General features: G+C 35.7%; 14 protein-coding genes. 2 read left to right on the top strand and 12 right to left on the bottom strand.

Annotation, left to right across the window (positions count from 1 at the left end):
* The 6 genes from ABJI11_RS07840 to ABJI11_RS07865 all read right to left on the bottom strand — a co-directional run.
* Positions 1-693, bottom strand: a 693-nt coding sequence (locus tag ABJI11_RS07840; RefSeq protein WP_348350975.1) for a membrane dipeptidase, incomplete at its 3' end; no start/stop codon positions are given.
* Positions 694-695: 2 nt separating this feature from the next.
* Positions 696-1,808, bottom strand: coding sequence for a D-TA family PLP-dependent enzyme (locus tag ABJI11_RS07845; RefSeq protein WP_348350977.1), 1,113 nt, complete (start codon positions 1,806-1,808; stop codon positions 696-698).
* A 5-nt stretch (positions 1,809-1,813) separates the two neighbouring features.
* Positions 1,814-2,281, bottom strand: coding sequence for a RidA family protein (locus tag ABJI11_RS07850; protein WP_348350979.1), 468 nt, complete (start codon positions 2,279-2,281; stop codon positions 1,814-1,816).
* 12 nt (positions 2,282-2,293) lie between these two features.
* The gene (locus ABJI11_RS07855; protein ID WP_348350981.1) at positions 2,294-3,610 is read right to left on the bottom strand and encodes a gluconate:H+ symporter; all 1,317 of its coding nucleotides are present in this window, start codon (positions 3,608-3,610) and stop codon (positions 2,294-2,296) included.
* Between the two features lie 95 nt (positions 3,611-3,705).
* Positions 3,706-4,401: an aquaporin Z gene (aqpZ, locus tag ABJI11_RS07860; protein WP_348350983.1), complete on the bottom strand. Its 696-nt coding sequence runs from the start codon at positions 4,399-4,401 to the stop codon at positions 3,706-3,708.
* 179 nt (positions 4,402-4,580) lie between these two features.
* Entirely contained in the window at positions 4,581-5,474 is an 894-nt protein-coding gene (locus ABJI11_RS07865) for a metallophosphoesterase (RefSeq protein ID WP_348350985.1), read from the bottom strand.
* A gap of 111 nt (positions 5,475-5,585) precedes the next feature.
* On the opposite strand from ABJI11_RS07865, the gene ABJI11_RS07870 reads away from it, so the two are divergent.
* Complete coding sequence (locus tag ABJI11_RS07870) at positions 5,586-7,958, top strand: GAF domain-containing protein (RefSeq protein ID WP_348350987.1); 2,373 nt, start codon at positions 5,586-5,588, stop codon at positions 7,956-7,958.
* Here ABJI11_RS07870 and ABJI11_RS07875 read toward each other — a convergent pair.
* Entirely contained in the window at positions 7,947-9,164 is a 1,218-nt protein-coding gene (locus ABJI11_RS07875; protein WP_348350989.1) for a Pycsar system effector family protein, read from the bottom strand. The genes ABJI11_RS07870 and ABJI11_RS07875 overlap by 12 nt on opposite strands.
* 42 nt (positions 9,165-9,206) lie before the next feature.
* On the opposite strand from ABJI11_RS07875, the gene ABJI11_RS07880 reads away from it, so the two are divergent.
* Positions 9,207-12,944, top strand: a complete 3,738-nt coding sequence (locus ABJI11_RS07880; protein ID WP_348350991.1) for a metallophosphoesterase — start codon at positions 9,207-9,209, stop codon at positions 12,942-12,944.
* A 10-nt stretch (positions 12,945-12,954) separates the two neighbouring features.
* Here the strand turns inward: ABJI11_RS07880 and ABJI11_RS07885 are convergent, their stop codons facing one another.
* The 5 genes from ABJI11_RS07885 to ABJI11_RS07905 all read right to left on the bottom strand — a co-directional run.
* Positions 12,955-13,812 carry a hypothetical protein gene (locus tag ABJI11_RS07885; protein ID WP_348350993.1) on the bottom strand — a complete coding sequence of 286 codons (858 nt, stop codon included), beginning with the start codon at positions 13,810-13,812 and terminating at the stop codon, positions 12,955-12,957.
* Positions 13,805-14,704: an AraC family transcriptional regulator gene (locus ABJI11_RS07890; protein ID WP_348350995.1), complete on the bottom strand. Its 900-nt coding sequence runs from the start codon at positions 14,702-14,704 to the stop codon at positions 13,805-13,807. The genes ABJI11_RS07885 and ABJI11_RS07890 overlap by 8 nt, the downstream gene beginning before the upstream one ends.
* Positions 14,705-14,726: 22 nt before the next feature.
* Positions 14,727-16,058: a vanadium-dependent haloperoxidase gene (locus ABJI11_RS07895; protein WP_348350997.1), complete on the bottom strand. Its 1,332-nt coding sequence runs from the start codon at positions 16,056-16,058 to the stop codon at positions 14,727-14,729.
* A 4-nt stretch (positions 16,059-16,062) separates the two neighbouring features.
* Positions 16,063-19,314 carry a VCBS repeat-containing protein gene (locus ABJI11_RS07900; protein ID WP_348350999.1) on the bottom strand — a complete coding sequence of 1,084 codons (3,252 nt, stop codon included), beginning with the start codon at positions 19,312-19,314 and terminating at the stop codon, positions 16,063-16,065.
* A partial coding sequence (locus tag ABJI11_RS07905) for an FG-GAP-like repeat-containing protein (RefSeq protein ID WP_348351001.1) occupies positions 19,304-21,375 on the bottom strand: 2,072 nt, incomplete at its 5' end. The genes ABJI11_RS07905 and ABJI11_RS07900, both read right to left, overlap by 11 nt.

Genomic DNA, 21,375 nt, shown 5'->3' on the forward strand with positions numbered 1-21,375 from the left:
TCTATGGTGATTTACTAAAACTCTACAATTATTATGGCTTGCCCAAAGAGGACCGTCATAATTCACCATAGTTTCCCAGAAGCTTAAGTCACAAAGATGAGTCACGTCAAGAATTAGTCCTAGTCGTTCTATTTCTTTTAGAAGTTCTCTTCCTTTGGTTCCAATACCGCCAACTGAATTTGTTCCGTGAGCATAAGTACCCGGACCATAATGCGCTGGACCAATAGCTCTTAAGCCCGAATCATAAGCTTTCTGTAGGTATGAGATGTCAATGATAGAATCTGCTCCTTCCAGGCTTAGTAAATAACCAATAGGTTTTTTCTCTTCATTTGTTTGCCAAAGAGTTAAATGGTCTTCTAGTTGAGCTTTGTTAGTGATTTGAGTCATTTCACCGGCTGCCTCCATGCTTTTATACCATGCAAGCTGCCCTTGTGTATGTGCCCAAGCTTGCTGGGGTGATTTCCATCCTGGTAAGGTATTGTCCTTATGCACATATCTAGCAATTTGAGTTGCCATACAAAGTCCTACATTTCCTCTGCGCATAGCTTTCAAAGAAACGGTATTGTTACCACGGCCAGGCTTGTCGGTTAAACCTTGTTCACTTTTTCTAATTTCTTCAATAGACCAGGTAAGGTCTCTATTCCAGTCCATCGCATTCATGGAAAGGTCTAAATGGGCATCAAATATAAACATGCTTAAATAGTAGATTTTTGAGTTCTGGCAGTTACCGGCCAATAGTCAATAACGGTGTTGTTTTCTATCACAGTTAGTGTATCGTATTTTGCCACCGTTGGGCAAATATGCTTTGGTACGGCATAATGGACATCACTAACTTCAGGAATGGTAAGATCATCATACTCTACCACCAAATGTTCTTCAGACTGGCTTATTTGTTTGCTATGTTTTAAGTCTAGAAATTCTACACGAGGAAAAGGCATTTCTGGAGCAATAGATTTGTGACCAAGGTCAAAACACAGAATGCCGGTAGTAGGTTTACTCAAAATTCTTGTAAAAAGTACGGCAGCTGGCAAGAATTTCATTTCCGGAAATTGGTTACTATATACGGAATCCCAAAGAAGTGTAGTGCCAGGGCTAGCGTCAACATCTTTTCGTTTACAATGAAAAGGAAACGTTGGCGACCCACCTGCAACTATTTTTGGGCTGCGTAAGTTTTTATCTTCAATACTTTTCTTTAAGTCGATAACCGCTTCAAAAGCTGTATTGCAATCTTGCTCTCTTATTATGGGGTCTGAATTACGTAAATGACCATCGTAAACGTGAAGTCCTTCTGCAATTAAATTTGAATGTTCATGTAATTGAATATATAGTTCTAAAGCATTGTGATCGGGTATAATTCCCGTGCGGTTCATACCATTATTAATATCTACCCAAAGCGAAATATGTATGTTGTGCGATTTAGCCAATTCATTTAGAATAGTAAGCGTTCTAGAATTGTCTGCAAGAGTAGAAAATTGTGTGTTCGGGTATTTTTTAATCAACTCAATAAAACGTTGTGCATTGGCACCAACAGGCTGCATGGCTAGCAATACATCTGCTGCATTGCAGTCGCCAAGTAATTCAGCTTCAGAAATAGTGGCACATTTAAATTTATGAATTCCCGCTGCCATTTGCATCTTAATGATATTGGCGTTTTTATATGTTTTAACATGCGGGCGTAGTCTCTTTACATCACCGATCATAGAAATCATCAAATTAATATTGTGTTGAATTCTATCAGGATATACTAGTAAAGATGGGGAAATTACTTCCTCTGGGTGGTGAATGGAATACCAATTTTCGTTTGTCATAATTGTTAATGATGTAATTCAAAATGAGCTTCGATTTCTACAGGAATTCCTCCTGGTAAAATCATTCCTACGGCACTACGAACACCTACGCCATTATCGGGGCCAAAAATATCTGCCATTAATTCGCTAAAACCATTAATGACCAAAGGCTGTTGACCAAAGTCAGGAGTGGAATTTACCATACCCAATGTTTTTACAATTCTTTTGATTTTATCGATATCACCAAAATGAGTCTGTATGGTAGAAAGCATGGTCAGGGCAACTTGTCTAGCGGCAACTTTAGCCTCTTCCGTAGTCATATCATGACCGACTCTACCTACAATTAGTGATCCATCATCTTGCATAGGACCCTGACCAGAAATGTATAAAAAATGGTCAACGACTAAAACAGGTTTGTATAGCCCTGCAGGAGGTGGGGCAGGAGGTAAGATTAACCCTAGTTCCTTAATTTTTTCAGATGGTTTTTTTTGCATATTTATAATTTTTTAGATGAAGGCGTTAATAGCTAAAACACCGATTAATCCCATAATACCAACAGTAGTTTCCATCACTGTCCAGCTTTTTAAAGTGTCGTTCACAGATAGGTTAAAGTATTCTTTAAATAACCAAAAACCGGTATCGTTAACATGAGATAACATTAAACTACCAGAACCGATTGCCAGTACCATCAATTCAGGACTAACACCCGTACCTTGAACAAGAGGTAGAACAATACCGGCAGCGGTTAAGCCTGCAACGGTTGCAGAACCAACGCAAACGCGAATTACCGTAGCAATCAGCCAAGCTAAAACTAACGGAGAAATAGAAGATTGTTCTAAAATACCACCAATATATACACTTACTCCACTATCGATAAGAACTTGTTTTAATGCACCCGATCCAGCAATAATCAACAGTACCATAGTAATACCGGTAATAGCACTACCAACAGAATCCATGACTTCTTTCATGCTTTTACCGCGACCTAAACCTAACGTGTAAATAGCGACTAATACTGCTATGAGCATGGCAATAGCAGGGTTGCCCATAAAAACTAATATTTTGGTAAGAAAGAAATCTGTAGGTAATAAAAGCTTGGCCAATGCAGAAATGGCAATAAGAATTACAGGTAAAAGTGCACTTATAATACTGTTTGCCATACTGGGCATTTCCTCTTCTTTAATAATTACAGGGTTTAGAAATTCTTTTAGAGGTGTAGCATTAATACCTTTTAGGGTTCTTGAAAGTAACGGTCCGGCAACGATAATTGCGGGTATGGCTACTATGATGCCATATAATAAAGTTTTACCTATATCTGCGTTGAACATAGTTGCAAGAGCAGTTGGTGCAGGGTGTGGAGGTAGATAACCGTGTGTTACCGATAAAGATGCTAGCATGGGTAAACCTACATATAAAAGAGGTAGACCGGTTGCAGCTGCAATAGTGAAAACCAGAGGGACCAAAATGACAAAACCTACGGAGTAAAACATAGGTATACCAACAATGAAGCCTGTTAGCACGACTGCCCATTGTATGTTCTTTTTTCCGAATTTCTCTACTAATTTGGTGGTAATACGCTGCGCTGCGCCACTATCAGCAACCAATTTGCCTAGCATGGCACCAAGACCTAAAATAATAACAAGAAAACCTAGAATATTACCAATACCTTTTTGAATGGAATCGACAACGCTAATGGGCTCCATTCCTTCAGCAATACCAACGAATAAAGAAACGATGATAAAGGTGATAAAAGCATTTAATTTGAATTTGGCAATGAGAATGAATAGGAGAAGAATTCCTATAATAACAATGAGTAGTGGCATATTTAATAGAGTTGTTTAGTTGATTCTCTAAATATACCATAAAAAAAAAGCTCATCATATTTTAACTAAATACGATGAGCGTAATCTTTAAAGTTCTATAATTTATCTGTCATTTCTGGTGAAATAACTTTGTAGACCAATCCTGCTAAAATAGCGCCAACTATAGGTGCCAGCCAAAATAACCAAAGCTGATCTAAAGCCCAATCGCCAACAAAAAGTGCTTGACTTGTACTACGAGCAGGGTTAACAGATGTATTTGTTACGGGAATACTGATCAAGTGAATCAAGGTAAGGCAAAGTCCAATTGCTAAACCTGCAAAACCTCTTGGAGCTTTTGTGTAAGTGGATCCCAGAATTACGAATAAGAATATAAATGTCATTACTACCTCTATAATCAGAGCAGAGGTCATACTATATCCTCCTGGTGAATGTTCACCATAACCGTTAGAGGCAAAACCGCCAAGAACGAAATCGGATTTACCTGAAGCAATAAGAAAGAGTATTGCAGCGCCCGCAATACCTCCCATTAATTGGGCAACGATATAAGGGAAAACATCTTTGCCTTCAAAACGACCGCCTATCCAAACACCTATGGTTACGGCCGGATTTAAATGACAACCAGAAATATGACCAATTGCGTATGCCATGGTAACGACGGTTAAACCGAAAGCTAAAGAGACGCCAACGAAGCCAATACCCATTTCCGGAAATCCTGCGGCAAGTACGGCACTACCGCAACCACCTAATACCAGCCATAAGGTGCCGATAAATTCTGCAATAAATCTTTTCATTTTAATAAGGTTTAATTGTGTACTAGTTTAGAAACTAAAAATTAATATAAGTCACAATATTTTAGATTTATTTTAAGAATTTTCATACAATATATATTGCGTAAATGTATTCTTATATGATTATTTAAATATTTGATTTAGAAATGAAAAATGAGATGAAGAAACGTATGAGGGTATACTTATTCTATATAATCTGCCAGTTTCTGAGGTCCTTCCAAAAGTATACGAACAACGCGAAGAGTGCCATCATCGGTAGTGTTTATTTGCCATTTGATCAGAGAGATATTGCCATTTTCAATTTCAATACCTGTTATGCTTCTTGGATGAACGCAGCTACCATCATTAAATAAGGGGATATCGCCAGGTTCAGGAAAGCGCGGTCTATGCGTATGACCAACAATAGTAACTTTTGAGTTATTCTTTAAAATCCACTTTTTTGTACGTCGCTCAACTTTTATAAGTTCGGTATAGTTTCTAGCAGGAGATGTTGGATCGGCTATGCCCCAAACTTGAAGAGGTTTCCAAAGAATTCTAACTAAAAATCTACCTACCCGCCAAAACCTGTAATTCCACCAATCTGCTTGGTGGCCGTGGGTGAGAAAAACTTCTTGTTGAGTTTCTTGATGTTTTAAAATAAGAGCTTCATGATATTTAATACCTTCAAAAAGAGATTTGTCTTTATCATCAATAGGCTCAAAGTAACTAGATAAATGCTTCTTTACATAAGCTTCATCTTTATAGACCATATCATGATTTCCCCAAATCATATGTAATCTTTGCTCTAAATGAAATTGCTTTAAAAGCTTGAAAACATTTTTATGAGCCTCAAAAATAGATTCGAAATGAATGTTCTCCCAAAGTTCATCGCCGTCACCAAGTTCACAGTAGTCAAACCCTTGTGAGTGGTAGAATTGTAAGGCGTGAAAATAGATGTTTCTGTTGTTAGCGAAATCATCGGCAAAACTGTTGTCTCCCCTATGGCAATCACTGAAAAGTATGAATTTAGAAGCATCGTCAAACGGAATAACTTTGGCGTTTTTATAAGCTCTATTAAGTCTACTATCCGATGACATGGATTAATTTTCGTTAAATATCCGAAAATCAAGTCAACCGCAAGACTTAGTGAGCTAAAAAAATATGGTATGTTTTGTAACTTTACCCCAAATTAGTAGACTAACTCAACCATGGGAAAGCACGAGAGAAAGATAATGCCGGTAAAGCACCTCATAAGTTTTGAAAAACTTCTACAGAAGTATGATGAACATTTAAAGGGCGATGATCCTTTTTTGGCGGCTACGGCCGAACGTATTTTGTCTATTGAGAAGGGTTTTCCAGAACTACGAGATGGTTTTTCAGATTTTACATTATTAGAAAAGAACAAAGACCTTATAAATAGAATTTTACAGGATACATTTACAGAAGCTTTAAGTGGTAATGAGATAAAGGTAGCAACCTTGCCTTATCAAGATATGATCATAAAGTCTTCTAATCGTTTTCAGAAAATAATTGAAGAGGCTGGTGAAGACTATGAACCAGAGTTAAGAAACGTAAGCGATGATATGGATTATATCATGAGCTGTGTAGTGGTTTTAAATTATTATTATGGTTATCATATAGATTTTAGCCGTCCTTATTTTTATGATATTCCAGATGCCAATGGAGTTATGCGTCATTACCGTATATTGTACAATGCAGATTTTATTGATGTTATACCTACGGAGCGTGCAAAAGAAATTACACAAAAAGATGTAGATGAGCTTTTGGCTAGTCCAAACGATATAAAACTTTGGATGGAAAAAATACCACCGGAAAGTTTTATATCTAAAGGTTTTGTAATTGCCAATCTGTTCGATGTTACCATGGAACAGGCAATCTCAAATATTAAGACAAAATTAATTTCTAAGGATACTATACAGCCTAAGAATTTCATGCATGATCTGCAGGAAACTTTTAAGTCGTTCTTTAGACTGCCAAATATTAAAGTTGGTTTTGCTTCGTTTGATGCTAAAAAAGATGAATTTGAAGAGGTTGCAGGAATGGGGTTTGATAGCTTTCTTTTAGGAGGGCTACATCACATTGATTGTAAAAGTGCCTTGTGTGCAGATTCTTATGATAAGCTGATAGATCACAACTCGTATTTTACCATCACCGATATGAATCGTATGGTAGAACAGTCAGGTAATATGAATCCCTATAAGGGACTTAAGGAACAAGGGATACAAAGTGCCATTTTTGCTCCTATAGCTTATGAAAATAACCTTTTAGGGGTTTTGGAAATTGTATCTAAAAAGAAGGGGGTACTTAACGGAGTAAATGCTCAAAAGTTAGATGATGTTTTACCATTTATAGTTTCTGCCGTTGTTCGTGCCAAGAATGAAGAAAATAATAGAATAGATGCTATAATTCAAAATGAATGTACTTCTGTTCATTCTTCGGTATATTGGAAGTTTCAAGAAGAGGCGAAAAAATTCATGATAGATGAAGCGGATGGGAAATCACCATCTTTTAAAGAAATTGTATTTAAAGATGTCTTTCCCTTATTTGGTCAAATAGATATTAAGGATTCTTCCCAAGCTAGAAATTTAGCTATTCAGCGAGATTTAATGATTCAGCTTTCAGAAATTGATAATGTGCTTAATATTGCAGTAAAAAAATGGAATCTTCCCATATATGAGGAGTTGATCTTTAGGGTGAATAATCATTTAGATAGTATAAAGGAAATGCTTTATACGAATAGTGAACAAGCTATTTTTGATTTTGTTCATGATGAAATATCTCCTGTTTTTGAACACCTTAAAAAATCTAATAAGGATATAGAAAAGCATATTTTAAAGTATGAGTCTAAAATTGATATGGGCACAGGGTCATACTATGATCATAGAAAGAACTATGATGAAAGTGTAACATTGATCAATAAAAAGCTTTCTTCGGTCATTGATAAAAGGCAAGAAAGTGCACAAGCAATGTTTCCTCATTATTACGAGCGTTACAAAACAGACGGCGTAGAGCATAACATGTATATTGGTTCTTCAATTTCAGAAAGTAAAGAATACAATTCGCTATATTTTAATAATTTAAGATTGTGGCAATTACAAGTAATGTGTGAAATGGAAAATACGCATTATGCTTTAAAGCCAAAATTACCAGTACCGTTAGATGCGGCCTCTTTAATATTGGTATATAACACATCGTTATCTATTCGATTTAGAATGGATGAAAAACAATTTGATGTAGATGGTACGTATAATGCTCGTTATGAAGTAATTAAAAAGAGAATTGATAAGTCTTATATAAAAGGTACCGATAAAAGGTTAACTCAGAAAGGTGTGTTGTCTATTGTGTATTCACAAAAGAAAGATGAACTAGAGTATTTAAGATACATTAAATTTTTAAGGTCCAAAGGTTGCTTTACCAACAAAATAGAAATTGTAGAGTTAGAGGGGTTACAAGGTGTTTCTGGCTTAAAGGCTATACGTGCAGAGATTCTTTATAAAAGAGAGCAAGAACCTGAGAAGACATATACTTATGAAGATCTTATGGATGCTTTAAAAGAATAACACCTGGCTCAATAATTCTATTTTTCGATCTGGACCAAAGAATTTAAACGAAACGGCAAACGCTATTACGGAAAGGATCATACCGATCATGAAAATGGTATAGGTCCAACGCAGTAATGAATACTTTCTATTCAGTACAATACCAAGAAAATAAAGATCCTTGGTTAGAGATGTATATATGTAATCTTTATCCTTTAGCATTTCTTGAATAGCCCATTCATACTCACTTAAGGCCATTTTATGAAAGTTTCCAAAAAACAAGAGGTTTACATTTTTGTTGGCTACGTCTTCTTTGGTAAACTCGCCACTGGTAACATTAGGTCTGGTAGCTAATACTGCTAATACCATAGAAACCACACTAAAGAATACGAAAATTACTGTTGGGTAAATTAAATAGTCGTTAGATGGGTTGTCTAATTTAGGGATAAGGTTAGACAACGCTAATGATATGATAATGGCATTTACAGAAAGTAAAATATTTGCTTTTGTATCTGCAATATCACTAAGGGTAATATGGTTTTTTAGGGTTACACGGTATAGGGTCTGTATACCACGATCCGGACTTTCACTTTTAAACTGGGCTTTTAGTTTTTCTTTTTTAGCAAGTTTTTTTTCAGATTTTTTGTCCTTTATGAGCTTTCTTAAATTTTTATCCTTTTTTTCAAGCCAATGCTCTTTAGCGTAATCTGTATAATACTGGTGGTCTATTCTAAATACTTGAATATTGAGTTCTAGCCAATCTTTTTGCTTGTAGTTCTTTAATCCAAGTAGTTTAAGTTCTTCACGTAAAAGATCAGAAGTTTCAAGATAGCTGCTTTGTGCAAAATGAGAAGAATCTGCATCGCGTATAATCTCATCCATTAAATTGGTTGGCTTTGCATTCCATTTAGTGGCTAGTATGCAAGATTTTACCTTCTCTATTCTTTCTTTGTCGTATCCTTCTTTTGTCAAAAAATCTTCCGCAATTTCACAGCTACTTTCTTCGTGATTGGCGGTGCCCTTTGTGTAGCCAGTATCATGTAACCAGGCAACTAAAACAAGAAGTTCCTTATCCTGATCGGATAGAGAACATGATTCCAGTAATTGTTTAGTACTTTTAACGACTCTTTGGGTATGTCTTAGATTATGGTATAAAAACTTCTTATCCAGATGATTGGTAAGTAAGTCATTTACAAACTGTTGTGTATTATCTAAGATTTTTGACATGGAAAAATTGGTTTCAAATACCCAAATTACAAAATTTTAAAGATGGGCAACGTTACTATGAAAAAATTATATGCATATCTGTCGGTTTTTATATTCATTACTAGTTGTGCTACTTATAATACCAAGTATGTAGATGAAAAATATGCTATAGATGTAAATGATGAAAAAGAGATATCACATACCTTTTATTTGATTGGAGATGCTGGTTTGTCACCTATGGGAGGAATGAATCCCGCTCTGAAAATTTTTAAGAATAGATTAGACAGGGCAGATGAGAATAGCACGGCTATTTTTTTAGGCGATAATATTTATCCTGCCGGTTTACCTGACCCAAAAGATTCTACCGATGCCTATAGAACAGCTAAAAATCATTTAGATGCCCAGGTCAATACATTAAATAATTTTAAAGGAAGACCTCTTTTTATACCAGGAAATCATGATTGGTATACGGAAGGTCTCGTTGGCCTTGAAAGGGAAGAAAATTATATAAAGAAAGCACTTAAGAAAAAAGAAAAAGACCCATTTTTACCAGAGAACGGCTGCCCTATAGATGTTGTGGAAATAGGTGATGATGTTGCTATTATTACCATAGATACAGAATGGTATTTGACCAATTGGGACAAACGTCCAGATATTAATGATAAGTGTGAAATTAAAAGTAGGGCAAAGTTTTTCTTAGAACTTGAAGATGCTATAAAAGATTACCGCGACCGTACAACGGTTATTGCAATGCATCACCCTAGTAATAGTTATGGGGAGCACGGTGGGCAATATTCGATAAGAAAAAATTTTTATCCTAAGAAAATGGCAGTACCGTTACCTGTACTAGGTTCGTTCATTAATATACTTAGAAATACTTCTGGTGCATCTGTAGAAGATGTAAACAATAAGCGTTATCGAGAATTAATGAATAGGGTAACTACATTGGCACAATATTCTGATCGCGTAATATTTGCATCTGGGCATGAACATACATTACAATATTTTGTAGAAAATAATACTCCGCAAATTGTTAGCGGTTCTGGTGCAAAAGAAGGTTTTACACGTTTGCTAAACGGTTCTCAATTCAATACCGGTAAAATGGGATATGCTACTTTAGAAGTATATAAAGATGGTTCTTCTAGAGTTCGTTTTTATGGTGTAGGAGATGATGAAAACGAAGAGTTTTTGTTTACCAATGAAGTTCTGCCACCAACTCAAAAAAAATATATTGGTGGATTTAACAATGAATTTCCTGATAGTGTAAAGGCATCTGTTTATACAAAGAATGAAATTGATAAAAGCGGATTTTATAAAGGAATATGGGGTGACCGCTACCGAAAGTATTATGGTACCGAGGTGACCGTACCGACCGTAAATATAGATTCTCTTTTTGGTGGTCTGGTGCCAGTTAAAAAAGGAGGTGGTCATCAATCTAAATCATTGCGTTTACGTGCAAAAGATGGAAGGGAATTTGTGATGAGGGCTTTAAAGAAAAGCGCAGAATTGTATTTGCAATCCATGGCTTTTCAAGATCAATATGTGCTAGATGATTTAAAAGAAACATATACGCAAAAGATATTACAAGACTTTTATACGGGATCACACCCCTATGGACCGTTTACAACTGCAAAATTATCTGATGCGGTGGGTATCTACCATACTAATCCGGTTTTATATTACGTACCTAAACAGCCAGCTTTAAAAGAGTATAACGAAACCTTTGGTGATGAATTGTATATGATTGAAGAGCATACTGGCGATGGTCATGGAGATTTAGCAAGTTTTGGGTATTCTAATAATTTAACGAGTACAGATGGTATGCTAGAGGACCTTCGTGATGATGAAAAGTACGAAGTGGATAAAGCCCTCTATTTAAGAGCACGACTTTTTGATATGGTTTTGGGCGATTGGGATCGTCATGTAGATCAGTGGCGTTGGGCAGAATTTAAAGACGAGAAGAAGGGCAAGATTATTTATAGACCTATACCTAGGGATCGTGATCAGGTATTTTCAAAAATGGGTGATGGCGCGTTAATGAAAATAGCTACCCGTATTATACCAGGATTAAGATTAATGGAAGGTTTTAATGAAGATATTAGAAGTGTAAAAGGCTTTAATTCATCACCAATGACCTATGTACTTGATTTGACATTATTGGGCGAAACAGAAAAAAGTCAGTGGTTAGAGCAAGCTAGATATTTAAAAGAAAATCTAAAGCCTAGTGATATAGATGAGGCATTTAAATCTTTTCCAGAAGAAGTACGTGATGAAACGGTAGATGAAATTAAAAAGGTTCTATTGGCGAGATTGAGCCATATCGAAGAAACAGCAAATGAGTATTATAGAATATTAAATAAATATGCTGTAGTTGCAGGAACGGATAAAGATGATTGGTTTGAGATTAATAGGCTAAATGATGAAGAGACTGAAGTAAAAGTATTTAGAAATATAGGTGATAAGAAAAAGCGACTATTCTATTACAAGGTATTTACCAAAGAAGACACAAAAGAATTGTGGGTTTTTGGATTAGATGATGATGATATTTTTGAGGTTAAAAATCCGTCTCATTATTCTGGTGTAAAGGTTCGTATAATCGGTGGTCACAATAATGATATCTATAGGGTGGAAGATGGTAGAAACGTTGCTTTATATGACTTTAAAAGTAAGAAGAACACATTTGAAGAAACAGGTGATGCAAAAGTAAAACTGTCAGATGATTATGATTTAAATACTTACCAGCCATTAAAGTTAAGAAACAGTTTTAACCAGATTATACCAACAATCGGTTTTAATCCAGATGATGGTGTTAGAATAGGTTTTGTAAATACGTATACATATAACGGTTTTAGACAAAATCCATTTACACAACAACACACCTTTGCAGCTTCTTATTATTTTGCTACAAGCGGATTCGATTTTAAATATCAAGGAGAATTTGCACACATATTCGAGAATTGGAATGCAGAACTTTCTGCTAGATTTACGAGCCCTAATTTTGCAATCAACTTTTTTGGTTTTGGTAACAATACCCAAAATTTCGATGACGATTTAGGTTTGGATTATAACAGGGTTAAATTACGGCAGATAGATTTTTCTCCTTCATTAATTTGGAGAGGACAGTTAGGAGCCAAGGTAAAGTTAGGATTGTCATATGAGAATATCAGTGTTGAAGAAACTAATGACAGATTTATAAATACCTTTTACCAACAGAACGGAGAAGAAACCAATAGTGATTTTGTAGGGGCTCATGCTGCATATACTTATGAAAATAGGGATAATGAAGCTTTCCCAACCTTGGGCATGGGAACGTCATTAGAAGCTGGGTTTAAAGAAAATCTCTCTAAAGAAGGTGGTAGTTTTGGTTACATTATACCGAGTCTAAGTTTTGATTATAAATTGATTCCAAATGGTAGGTTAGTATTGGCGACGAAATGGAAAGCGCATTTTAATATTGGAGATGAATATGAGTTTTACCAAGCTGCCAGCATTGGCGGTCTGGATGGTCTTCGTGGATTTAGAAATCAACGTTTTACAGGTAAAACATCTTACTATCAAAATACTGATATAAGATTTAGCTTAAAAAAGAAGAGAACTAGATTATTGCCAACGGCAATGGGTCTCTTTGGCGGATTTGATTATGGTAGAGTATGGATGCCGGAAATGAATTCTGGTCGCTGGCATACTTCTTATGGTGGCGGATTCTTTTTAAATGCCTCGGATATTATCTCTGTAAATACTGCAATATTTGCAAGTGAAGACGGACCAAGATTTACATTTGGGTTAGGTTTTGGCTTCTAAAAAAGCTTTTTTATTTTAAAGAATAGGTATAAAGGTTTCCCCCTTCTCCATGAGCTTTCTCATCTGAGATGAGTAGGGTGTTGTCATTTAGAAAGCAAACAGACTCTAATTGGGAGCGTGCTCCTAAATCAATTTCTTGCATGTTGCCTTTGGTAAAATTATCCCAAGTGAAATCTGTGAATATAAATAGTTTACCGTAACTGAGCGCTATAATTTTATCACCTTTTGGAGAAATAGCTATAGAGGTTATTTGACAAATATTCCAATCTGAACACGGGGTAAAAGAACCAATCAGTTTGGCTTCATACTTTCCTTTGGTGTCCGGTACAGAATAGATATGAGCTTCTCCCGTAAAGGATTTTGATCTGTTTTTAGTTACAATATAAATCTTATTACCGTGGTGAAAAATGGCTTCAGAATCATAGAACAAAGCATCTTTTTTTGGTGGAAATTTCTTTTGGTCAGGGTAGTATAGTTCAATTTTTTCAGCGTCAATTTTGTCGCCGGGCTCTGTAGTAGGATTTGGGAGTTTTAGGATTTCCAAATTTTTACGTTCGTTGGCATTATTGCCAATATCAGCTATGTAGAGATTACCAAAAGAGTCTTTTGTAAGATCTTCCCAATCATGGTTTTTACCATTTTTAACTTCTAAACTTTTAAGTATTTCTCCCTTCAAGCTAACTTGATAAATTTCATCTTTATTACCACCGTCTTCTATGACCCATACAGTGGAATCATTATATGTAGCAAGACCAGAATTTTCAGATAAACTACTTGGTAAATCTGCAATTACGTTTAGTTGTCCATAATTGGAACAAGAAGTAAGTGTAGAAATAAATAGTAATGTTGTAAAGATTATTTTACTCATCTTGATCTGTTAATGGCATGAATATTTCAGCTTTCCAACGTAAAGCGTCACCGCCCATGTTAGGATTGTTAAAGAAGAACTCTATGGGTTTTTTGTCGACATCAATATTCTTCTCTTTAGCGTAATCTAGTAAGGTGTACCAAGCCCTATCAGAGGTCATATAATTACCGTTGTAAATTGCCTTTAACGATTTCATACCTATGAACTCTTTGTAAACAAGATCTTTAATTATCGGCAGAGAGTCGGTTTTAATGATAGGGTAGCAAAAATTAAAACTAATGCTATCGTTCTGCATATTCCAATCAGTAGTCTCTATAAAAGGAACGCCATTCACTTGAATTCCGTTGCTGGCGATAACAGAATTCATAAAAGGATAACTTTCCATCATACCAAAGGCTTTATTACTTTGTGTGGTTTTATGTTCAACACAAGCGCAATAGGTAGACGGTAAATGGTCTTCACCCATAAAAGTCACTTTAAACTCTTTTCTATGGGTATTTAAGTTTTCTATAAAATCGGTAACCGTTTTTCTGGCTTGTTTCTCAAAATTGGTGTCGGTAAAGGGAATGTATAGCTTGTTCGTAAAGCTGTGGTCCTTGTCCTTTACATTGACAACTAATTGAGAAGTTGAATCATTAATTGGGGTAATATTCCAATTATAGATATGTGTAGAATCGCCGGCAACAATCATTTGTTCTAGATGCGCTAAATCATCTTTTTGCCGTATAGAGGCTTCTTGAAGCGTTTTACTCCATGATTTTAATGCTTGATTAACTGTTCCTGTGTTAGACTTAGCTATAACTCTTATTTGGTAATCTTGCGGTTTTATGAAAAAATACCAGAGTAATGCAATAGAAATGACCGCTATTATAATGGTAATGCCTTTTCTCATTATTGTTTGTTATGCGTAAAATTTAATTATTTTTCATTTTGATTTTAGAGTTCAATAACGCACCAATTTTTCTACCTTGGTCAACACCGACTTCAACGGCAGCTCGGTAATGAATGCCACCATACATTCTACTAATAGCGGCTTCATCGGCAGCTTCGTTAAAAGAATTGAATTTTCTAATAGGTAGACCATATGGTGTTTCAGTATCGTCTTCAAAACTGAAATTTTCACCAAAAACACTAGTTAGGGCAGTTGCGGCAGCACCTGATACTACACTATGACCGCTGGTATATTCAGGGAAAGGGGGTGTTTGTAAAATAGGTTTCCAATTCTCGTCAATATGTTGATTGATCAATGTTTCTGGTCTAATTAAATTACTGCGATATTTTTCGTCCCAGCAACTAATGAATCCGTCGGCAATTGCCATTGAAGTTTTTGTATAGGCGAATACCGTATCGTCGAAATCATTATTTACTTTTTTGCTTGCAATTTTTGTGATTCCGATCCAATGCGCACCTGGAGTAATTTTTTTGGTAGCGAACATTAAGTGTCCTCTCGTTACCGATACATACGGATTACAATCCCAGAATTTCGCAATGGCTACTTCTTCAGACTCGTCGCCATCAGCAGTTATTTGATTACTAATATCGTATACTTCTTTCAGTTCTTTGTAAAAGTTTGATTTTTCATCTAATGAAAATGCAGGCGGCGGAATTGGTTTAAATTGCGATGCAGAGTCTATAATAAATGGTCTAATTTTATTCCAATGAGGTTCTATGCCATCCATATATGCCGGTGGGGTAGGTTGCCATCTAGCCGGGTCATCTGTATTTACAGTAAACTTAGGCATAGTGCGCGTTTGGCTGTAATTATCTTTATTCATCCACGTTTTAATATGCTCTGCCACTTTTAATCCGTAAGTTTTAGATGCTTCAAACTCTGGTTCGTTCATTGTTTTCCACTGTGTGAAAAGGCTATCTTGCAAAACATCAAATTTATCTTCTGAGAAGATAAGTTGCCTGCTAATATTCATATGCGCAATCAAAGCGGATAGTTGAGGATTAATGGTGGATACGGTATCAATTGCAGGTATAGGGGTAAGACCTTTTAATTGTCCTGATAGGGTCGCGTATTTTGGATTTACCTGTGCAACAATCTCATATGCCGCAATATTAGGGTAGGCAAATATTCTACTTGCTACCGGTGGAGAGAAAATATCATGAATCATAATATCTATGACATGATCAATAGAGTTATGTAATTGATCAGGAGATACTACTATAGGTTCTTTTTTCTTTTCGGTGCAACTCGCAAGTATAACACCTGTTATTATGATAAATAAATACTTCTTCATTGTACTAAGGTTTGAGTATGCTATACACTTCTGCAGCCTTATTGTTAAAGGTGAGTAAAATGTATTTTTTGTTATTTGCGTTTATAATGTTCATGCTTCGAATAGATTTACCTGTAAGGTCTAGTCCTATTTCATTGGCTAAGGTAACATTGTTGGTGCTACTAATCAATGCCCCGGGAAAAGAATCAAATCGACCGTGGTATGGTTTTACGCCAAAATAATTTCCTGCAGCCAAAACTTCGGTTTTAGTATCTCCGTTAAAATCAAATTCTAAGAATGCCATTATTGGTGCCAATTGTAGTTCATAGCTAAATGGTATAAAAGAAAACTTACCGCCGTTGTTTTGTAAGTAACCAGAGCTTAAAGTATGTACTTCAAGAACTTCAGCGTTTGTTAGCATATGTTCTCCTAATATTTCTTCCATTGATTTTCCTGCGAAAGAACTATAAGTATTGAATTTTTTGCGAAGAGATACTAACTGGCTAGATAATTCTTTTAAACCGTCTACGGGAAAATCTTTACCATCTTTATAAGTGCTGACAATAGTTTCTGTAGCTCCGTTTTTATCAAGGTCGCCATAGAACATTTTCATAGGGTGATCTTGCGTAGCAGTAAATTTAGTATTTAGCCCCCAGTTACCTAAAAGGTAGTCTTGGTCACCATCACCATCAATATCAAAACTGGTAACTGCTTGCCATAAACCGTTCGTATTTTTATTTTCTAAAGGATGTATTTCTTCAAATGTTCCTTTAATATTTTGAAAGAATCTTGGAGACATCCATTCACCAACAAATAGAATATCTTCCCAACCATCATTATTAAAATCTGTTACAATGGCATCGGTAACCATTCCTAAGTTCTCGAACGGACCTGTTGCTACTTTGAAATCACCTTTTTCGTTATTTAAAAGATAGCTGTTGGGTTTGTTTCCATAATCTGCACTAATAGATTGGTTACAGATAATTATATCTAAGTCATCATCATGATCATAATCTAATTTCAAAAGAACAGATGTATTCTCGAATAGGTCTGGAAATTCTTTTTTGGTGAAAACAGAATCAATTGAAACGTAATAAGAATTGGTGAGCGGCTTCATTTCATTGAAAAAATCTGCGCCACCAGTACCTACTATAAGATCATTTTTGCCGTCTAAATTAAAGTCGCCAATAATAGAGCCAATGTCTTCCTTGATACTGTCTTTTTTGATTTCTTGATAATTTTTTGAGTAAAATGTAGTATCGCCTTGAACATAGATTTGTGACGGAATGTATTTAGCTCCACCAAAGAATATGTCGTCTTTTCCATCACCGTTTAAATCTCCAATACTTACTGCAGGACCTCTATCGGACATTTGATAAGGAATCAGTTTTTGACGTAAATAATCACTGTAAGCATCTTCCATATGAACATAGTCTATGCCAAGGTTGTCTGAAGCTTTTTCAAACAACACATTTTCTTTTTGTTTAAGTGAGTTATAATTAAAAGGCTGAGTATTTTCAGGATTTAAATATAGTGTTTGATTGGTAGCAATGTTTTTAACCAACTGCATGCTTTTGTCAGGCCAAATAATTTTAAGGGAATCAATATTTTCAAGTTCTCCATACCCAAAATGTATAATCGGTTCAGAAGATGCTTGAAATCCGCGAACAGTATACATTTCTTTAAACTGTTGAATTCCGTTGGCGTATGAGAATATTTTAGCACCAATTCCGAATGTATTATTCTTGGTATAGTTCAGTTTAATTTTTAACCAATTACGTTGACTGTTCGTGGTATTTTCTTGAATTCCTGCTTTGCTGTATAAATTGTTGGTTATTAAATCTAAATCGCCATCATTATCTAAATCACTATAGGCGGTTGCTCCAGAAATAATGGTGTCTTGTGCAATCCATGATTTAGATTCATCAATAAACTGAAGGTCTTTAGCACCTTTAAAAATCATATTGCCAACAAAACCAGAAGGCATCATTTTAAGGGCTTTCTGGTCTACAAGATTGGTGTTATTGATTTTAGACCTAATGTTCTCGTTAGATATATAGTTGATGTAATCAAGGTCGTTAGGACGCTTTGGTATACCGTTGCTAATGTATAAATCTTGTTCCCCATCTTGGTTGAAATCACCAAATAAGGCGCTCCAGCTCCAATCTGTAGCCGCTACTCCGCTCTGTAAAGCTGTTTCTAAAAACTTGCCATTTGGCTGGTTTACAGATAGCATATTTCTGGTATACTGATTGTGATAACCAAAAGACTTGGTCTTCATCTTTTGAATTTGGACGTCGTCATCACCTTCAGAAGATTTTAAGACGATTTCGTCTTTGCTCAACATATCCAAAGAAATTAAATCTGGTAAACCGTCGTGGTTAATATCTGCAACATCACTACCCATAGAAAAACGTGTAGTATGTCCAAATGCTTCCTTAAGACTTTCTTTAAAAGTACCATCGCCATTATTTATATAATAGTAATCGTCTTCATGGAAGTCATTACCAATATAAAGGTCAGGATATCCGTCTTGATTAAAGTCTGAAACGGCAATACCTAAACCGTAGCCATTTACACCGCCATAAATACCGGCATCTTCACTAACATCTACAAATTTACCATTATCATTTCGTAATAATTTATCGCCCGTTTCATAAATACGGTTGTGTCTTATTTGAGCATTTCCATAAGAATCTTGTGTATGAATGGCATGGTTTAGGAGATACATATCTAAATCTCCGTCCAAATCATAATCTAAGAAAGCTGCTGATGAGCTGTAAGATTCGAAATCTAAACCGTAATCCGCGGCACTTTCCTTAAATGTTGCATCGCCTTGGTTTATAAAAAGCTCATTGTATCCATTAAATCCATTTAGACCAACAACAGCACACACGTAAATATCTAGAAGTCCGTCACCATTTACATCGCCCATGATTGTACCCGTATTCCAAGAGCTGCCGCCAGCGACACCTGCTGTTTTTGTAATATCCTCAAACTGTAAATTACCTTTGTTCAGGTATAACTTATTCTTTACCTGATTTCCGGAAAAGTAGATGTCTGGTAAACTATCGTTGTTGATGTCGCCAATGGCAACACCGCCACCATTATAAAAATATAGGTAGTCTAAAATACTTAAATCTTTGGTTTCGGTTAAAGTATTTTCAAAAGCGATACCTGTCTCTTCAGCCGCGTGTTGTACAAATAGCTCTCCTGAATTCTGTTTGCAACCAGCGGCAAATACCAATACACATATGTACAGTAAATTATTCTTCATTTAATCGATACAATTTTGGAGTGTCATTGTTGATAGCTGCGATGATAAATTCGTTTCCTTTTTTGTCTTTAACTGTCTGTAGTTGTTTTACTTCATTTCTTATAAAGAAACCGCTATCGGTATAGTTTTGCCATTCAAAATTCAGTTTTCCATCACCAAGAAGAACGTTGCCGTAGTTGGCGTCTAATCTAGAATACTGAGGTTTAAATTCAAAATTATTACCTGCCATTACAAGGTCAAGATTACCATCTTTATTTACATCTAAACATTGAATACCGCAAATGCAGGAAAATTGAACTTGAGGAGGTAAAATTTTAATAGTAAAATTGCCATTGCCATTATTTATGGCAATTACGGTTTCAGCAATATTAGCTTCTTTTAGAATGGTGTTGTCTATAACATTTTTTGAGAATAACTCTTGAATTGTTTTTGAAGCGTATTCAGAAGCTTTAATGTTCTTTTTCTTAAGGGCTAATATTTGAGTAGTTAATTCCTTTTTTTGATGAAGAGGATAATCGCCGCCATCATAATTTTGCGTGGTTATTTGTTCAATGGTTCCATCATTGTCAAAATCGTTTACCCACATTTTCATAGGTTGCCCAGGTGCAGGTTTGTAATGAATGTTACTGCCCGTATTACCTAAAATTAAATCTTGGTCTCCGTCGTTATCCAAATCATAACCTTCTAAGGCACCCCACCATCCATTAAGGCTGTCAAGAGAACTTTTAGAATCGCTAAGCCTTCTGCCAGAGTTTTTATAAATTTTTGGACTTCCCCAATCAGAAACGGTGACTAGGTCATCTTTACCGTCACCATCCATATCTAGCCATTTGGCATCGGTAATCATCCCTGCATCTTTTAAGTCGTATGCAGAGCGTTCGGTAATATCTGTAAAAGTACCATCACCGTTATTTAAGAGAAATAAATGGTCAGGGTTTATACCGTAAGTGCCTACTACACTTCTTGATCCTACAAAAACATCAATATCACCATCATTATCAAAATCTGAAGGAGCGACAACGGCTACATTTTTGTTGATATTTGGTAGTTTGTTAGTACTTAAAGAAAAGTTGCCATTTCCATCGTTCAGATATAGTCGAATGCCATAACTGCCCTGCATACCTAATTCATTGCCCCCGGTACCGACCATAAGGTCCAAATCACCATCATTATCCGAATCAAAAAAGGAAGCAGTGGTATCCTCCAATGGTGCTTCGGTTTCAAAATATTTTACAATAGGTTTAGAAAGTGAGCCGTTACCCTTATGAAGATATAATGCACCAGTTTGATTTTTTGCGCCACCAATGAAAATATCATCATTTCCATCTCCATTTACATCACCAACTGCTAAGCCGGGACCTTCTTCTGCCAATGATTTAGAAATTAACCCTTCATTATCAAAGTCCATATAGTTGTTTTCTTTATGGGTCAAGAAAGTATTGTTATCAATCGATTTTAAAAGGGTTGGAGTTTCCGTTTTATTAATTTTAAATACTTCGCTAGCTTCTTCTTGATTAAATGTAATGGTCTGGTTAGCTTTAACATTGGTTAGCTTAGCGGTAGCGTCATTAGGCCATATAATACGAATGGAGTCTAATATTGTTGTAGCTCCAAGACCTATGGTCATAGGATATTCAACCGAAGATTGAAAACCTCTTGAAGGCATTAAAGTCTGGTCGATAATATTATCTGGGTAGTATAAACGAGCAACCGTTCCTATACCGAACTTATTGCCGTCATTACCTTTAAATTTTAATTTTATATAGTTGTTTTCTGATTGTGAATCAGAATTGTTGCGATACACAAACGTCTCCATGTTTACGTTGTTGACCACTAAATCTAAGTCGCCATCATTATCTAAATCACCGTAAGCAGAACCGTTTGAACGGCTAGGTATTTCAAAACCCCACTGTTTATTGTAGTTGCTGAATGTGATATCTCCGTTGTTTCTATACGCGTAGTTAGGGAGAGGTGTAACTGGCATTTTGTTAATGATAGAATCAATAGATTCTTTTCTGCCGGTCAAAGCCATTTTTTGAATGATTTCGTTGGCAAAGAAAT

Origin of the sequence: Maribacter sp. (assembly GCF_039968975.1) — a bacterium.
In the GTDB taxonomy this organism is placed as follows: Bacteria; Bacteroidota; Bacteroidia; order Flavobacteriales; family Flavobacteriaceae; genus Maribacter.

What these genes read in the sequence shown, in the direction of transcription:
- ABJI11_RS07845 (WP_348350977.1), bottom strand. Translation starts at nt 1,808, where the DNA reads ATGACAAACGAAAATTGGTATTCCATTCACCACCCAGAGGAAGTAATT.
- ABJI11_RS07850 (WP_348350979.1), bottom strand. Translation starts at nt 2,281, where the DNA reads ATGCAAAAAAAACCATCTGAAAAAATTAAGGAACTAGGGTTAATCTTA.
- ABJI11_RS07855 (WP_348350981.1), bottom strand. Translation starts at nt 3,610, where the DNA reads ATGCCACTACTCATTGTTATTATAGGAATTCTTCTCCTATTCATTCTC.
- aqpZ (WP_348350983.1), bottom strand. Translation starts at nt 4,401, where the DNA reads ATGAAAAGATTTATTGCAGAATTTATCGGCACCTTATGGCTGGTATTA.
- ABJI11_RS07865 (WP_348350985.1), bottom strand. Translation starts at nt 5,474, where the DNA reads ATGTCATCGGATAGTAGACTTAATAGAGCTTATAAAAACGCCAAAGTT.
- ABJI11_RS07870 (WP_348350987.1), top strand. Translation starts at nt 5,586, where the DNA reads ATGGGAAAGCACGAGAGAAAGATAATGCCGGTAAAGCACCTCATAAGT.
- ABJI11_RS07875 (WP_348350989.1), bottom strand. Translation starts at nt 9,164, where the DNA reads ATGTCAAAAATCTTAGATAATACACAACAGTTTGTAAATGACTTACTT.
- ABJI11_RS07880 (WP_348350991.1), top strand. Translation starts at nt 9,207, where the DNA reads ATGGGCAACGTTACTATGAAAAAATTATATGCATATCTGTCGGTTTTT.
- ABJI11_RS07885 (WP_348350993.1), bottom strand. Translation starts at nt 13,812, where the DNA reads ATGAGTAAAATAATCTTTACAACATTACTATTTATTTCTACACTTACT.
- ABJI11_RS07890 (WP_348350995.1), bottom strand. Translation starts at nt 14,704, where the DNA reads ATGAGAAAAGGCATTACCATTATAATAGCGGTCATTTCTATTGCATTA.
- ABJI11_RS07895 (WP_348350997.1), bottom strand. Translation starts at nt 16,058, where the DNA reads ATGAAGAAGTATTTATTTATCATAATAACAGGTGTTATACTTGCGAGT.
- ABJI11_RS07900 (WP_348350999.1), bottom strand. Translation starts at nt 19,314, where the DNA reads ATGAAGAATAATTTACTGTACATATGTGTATTGGTATTTGCCGCTGGT.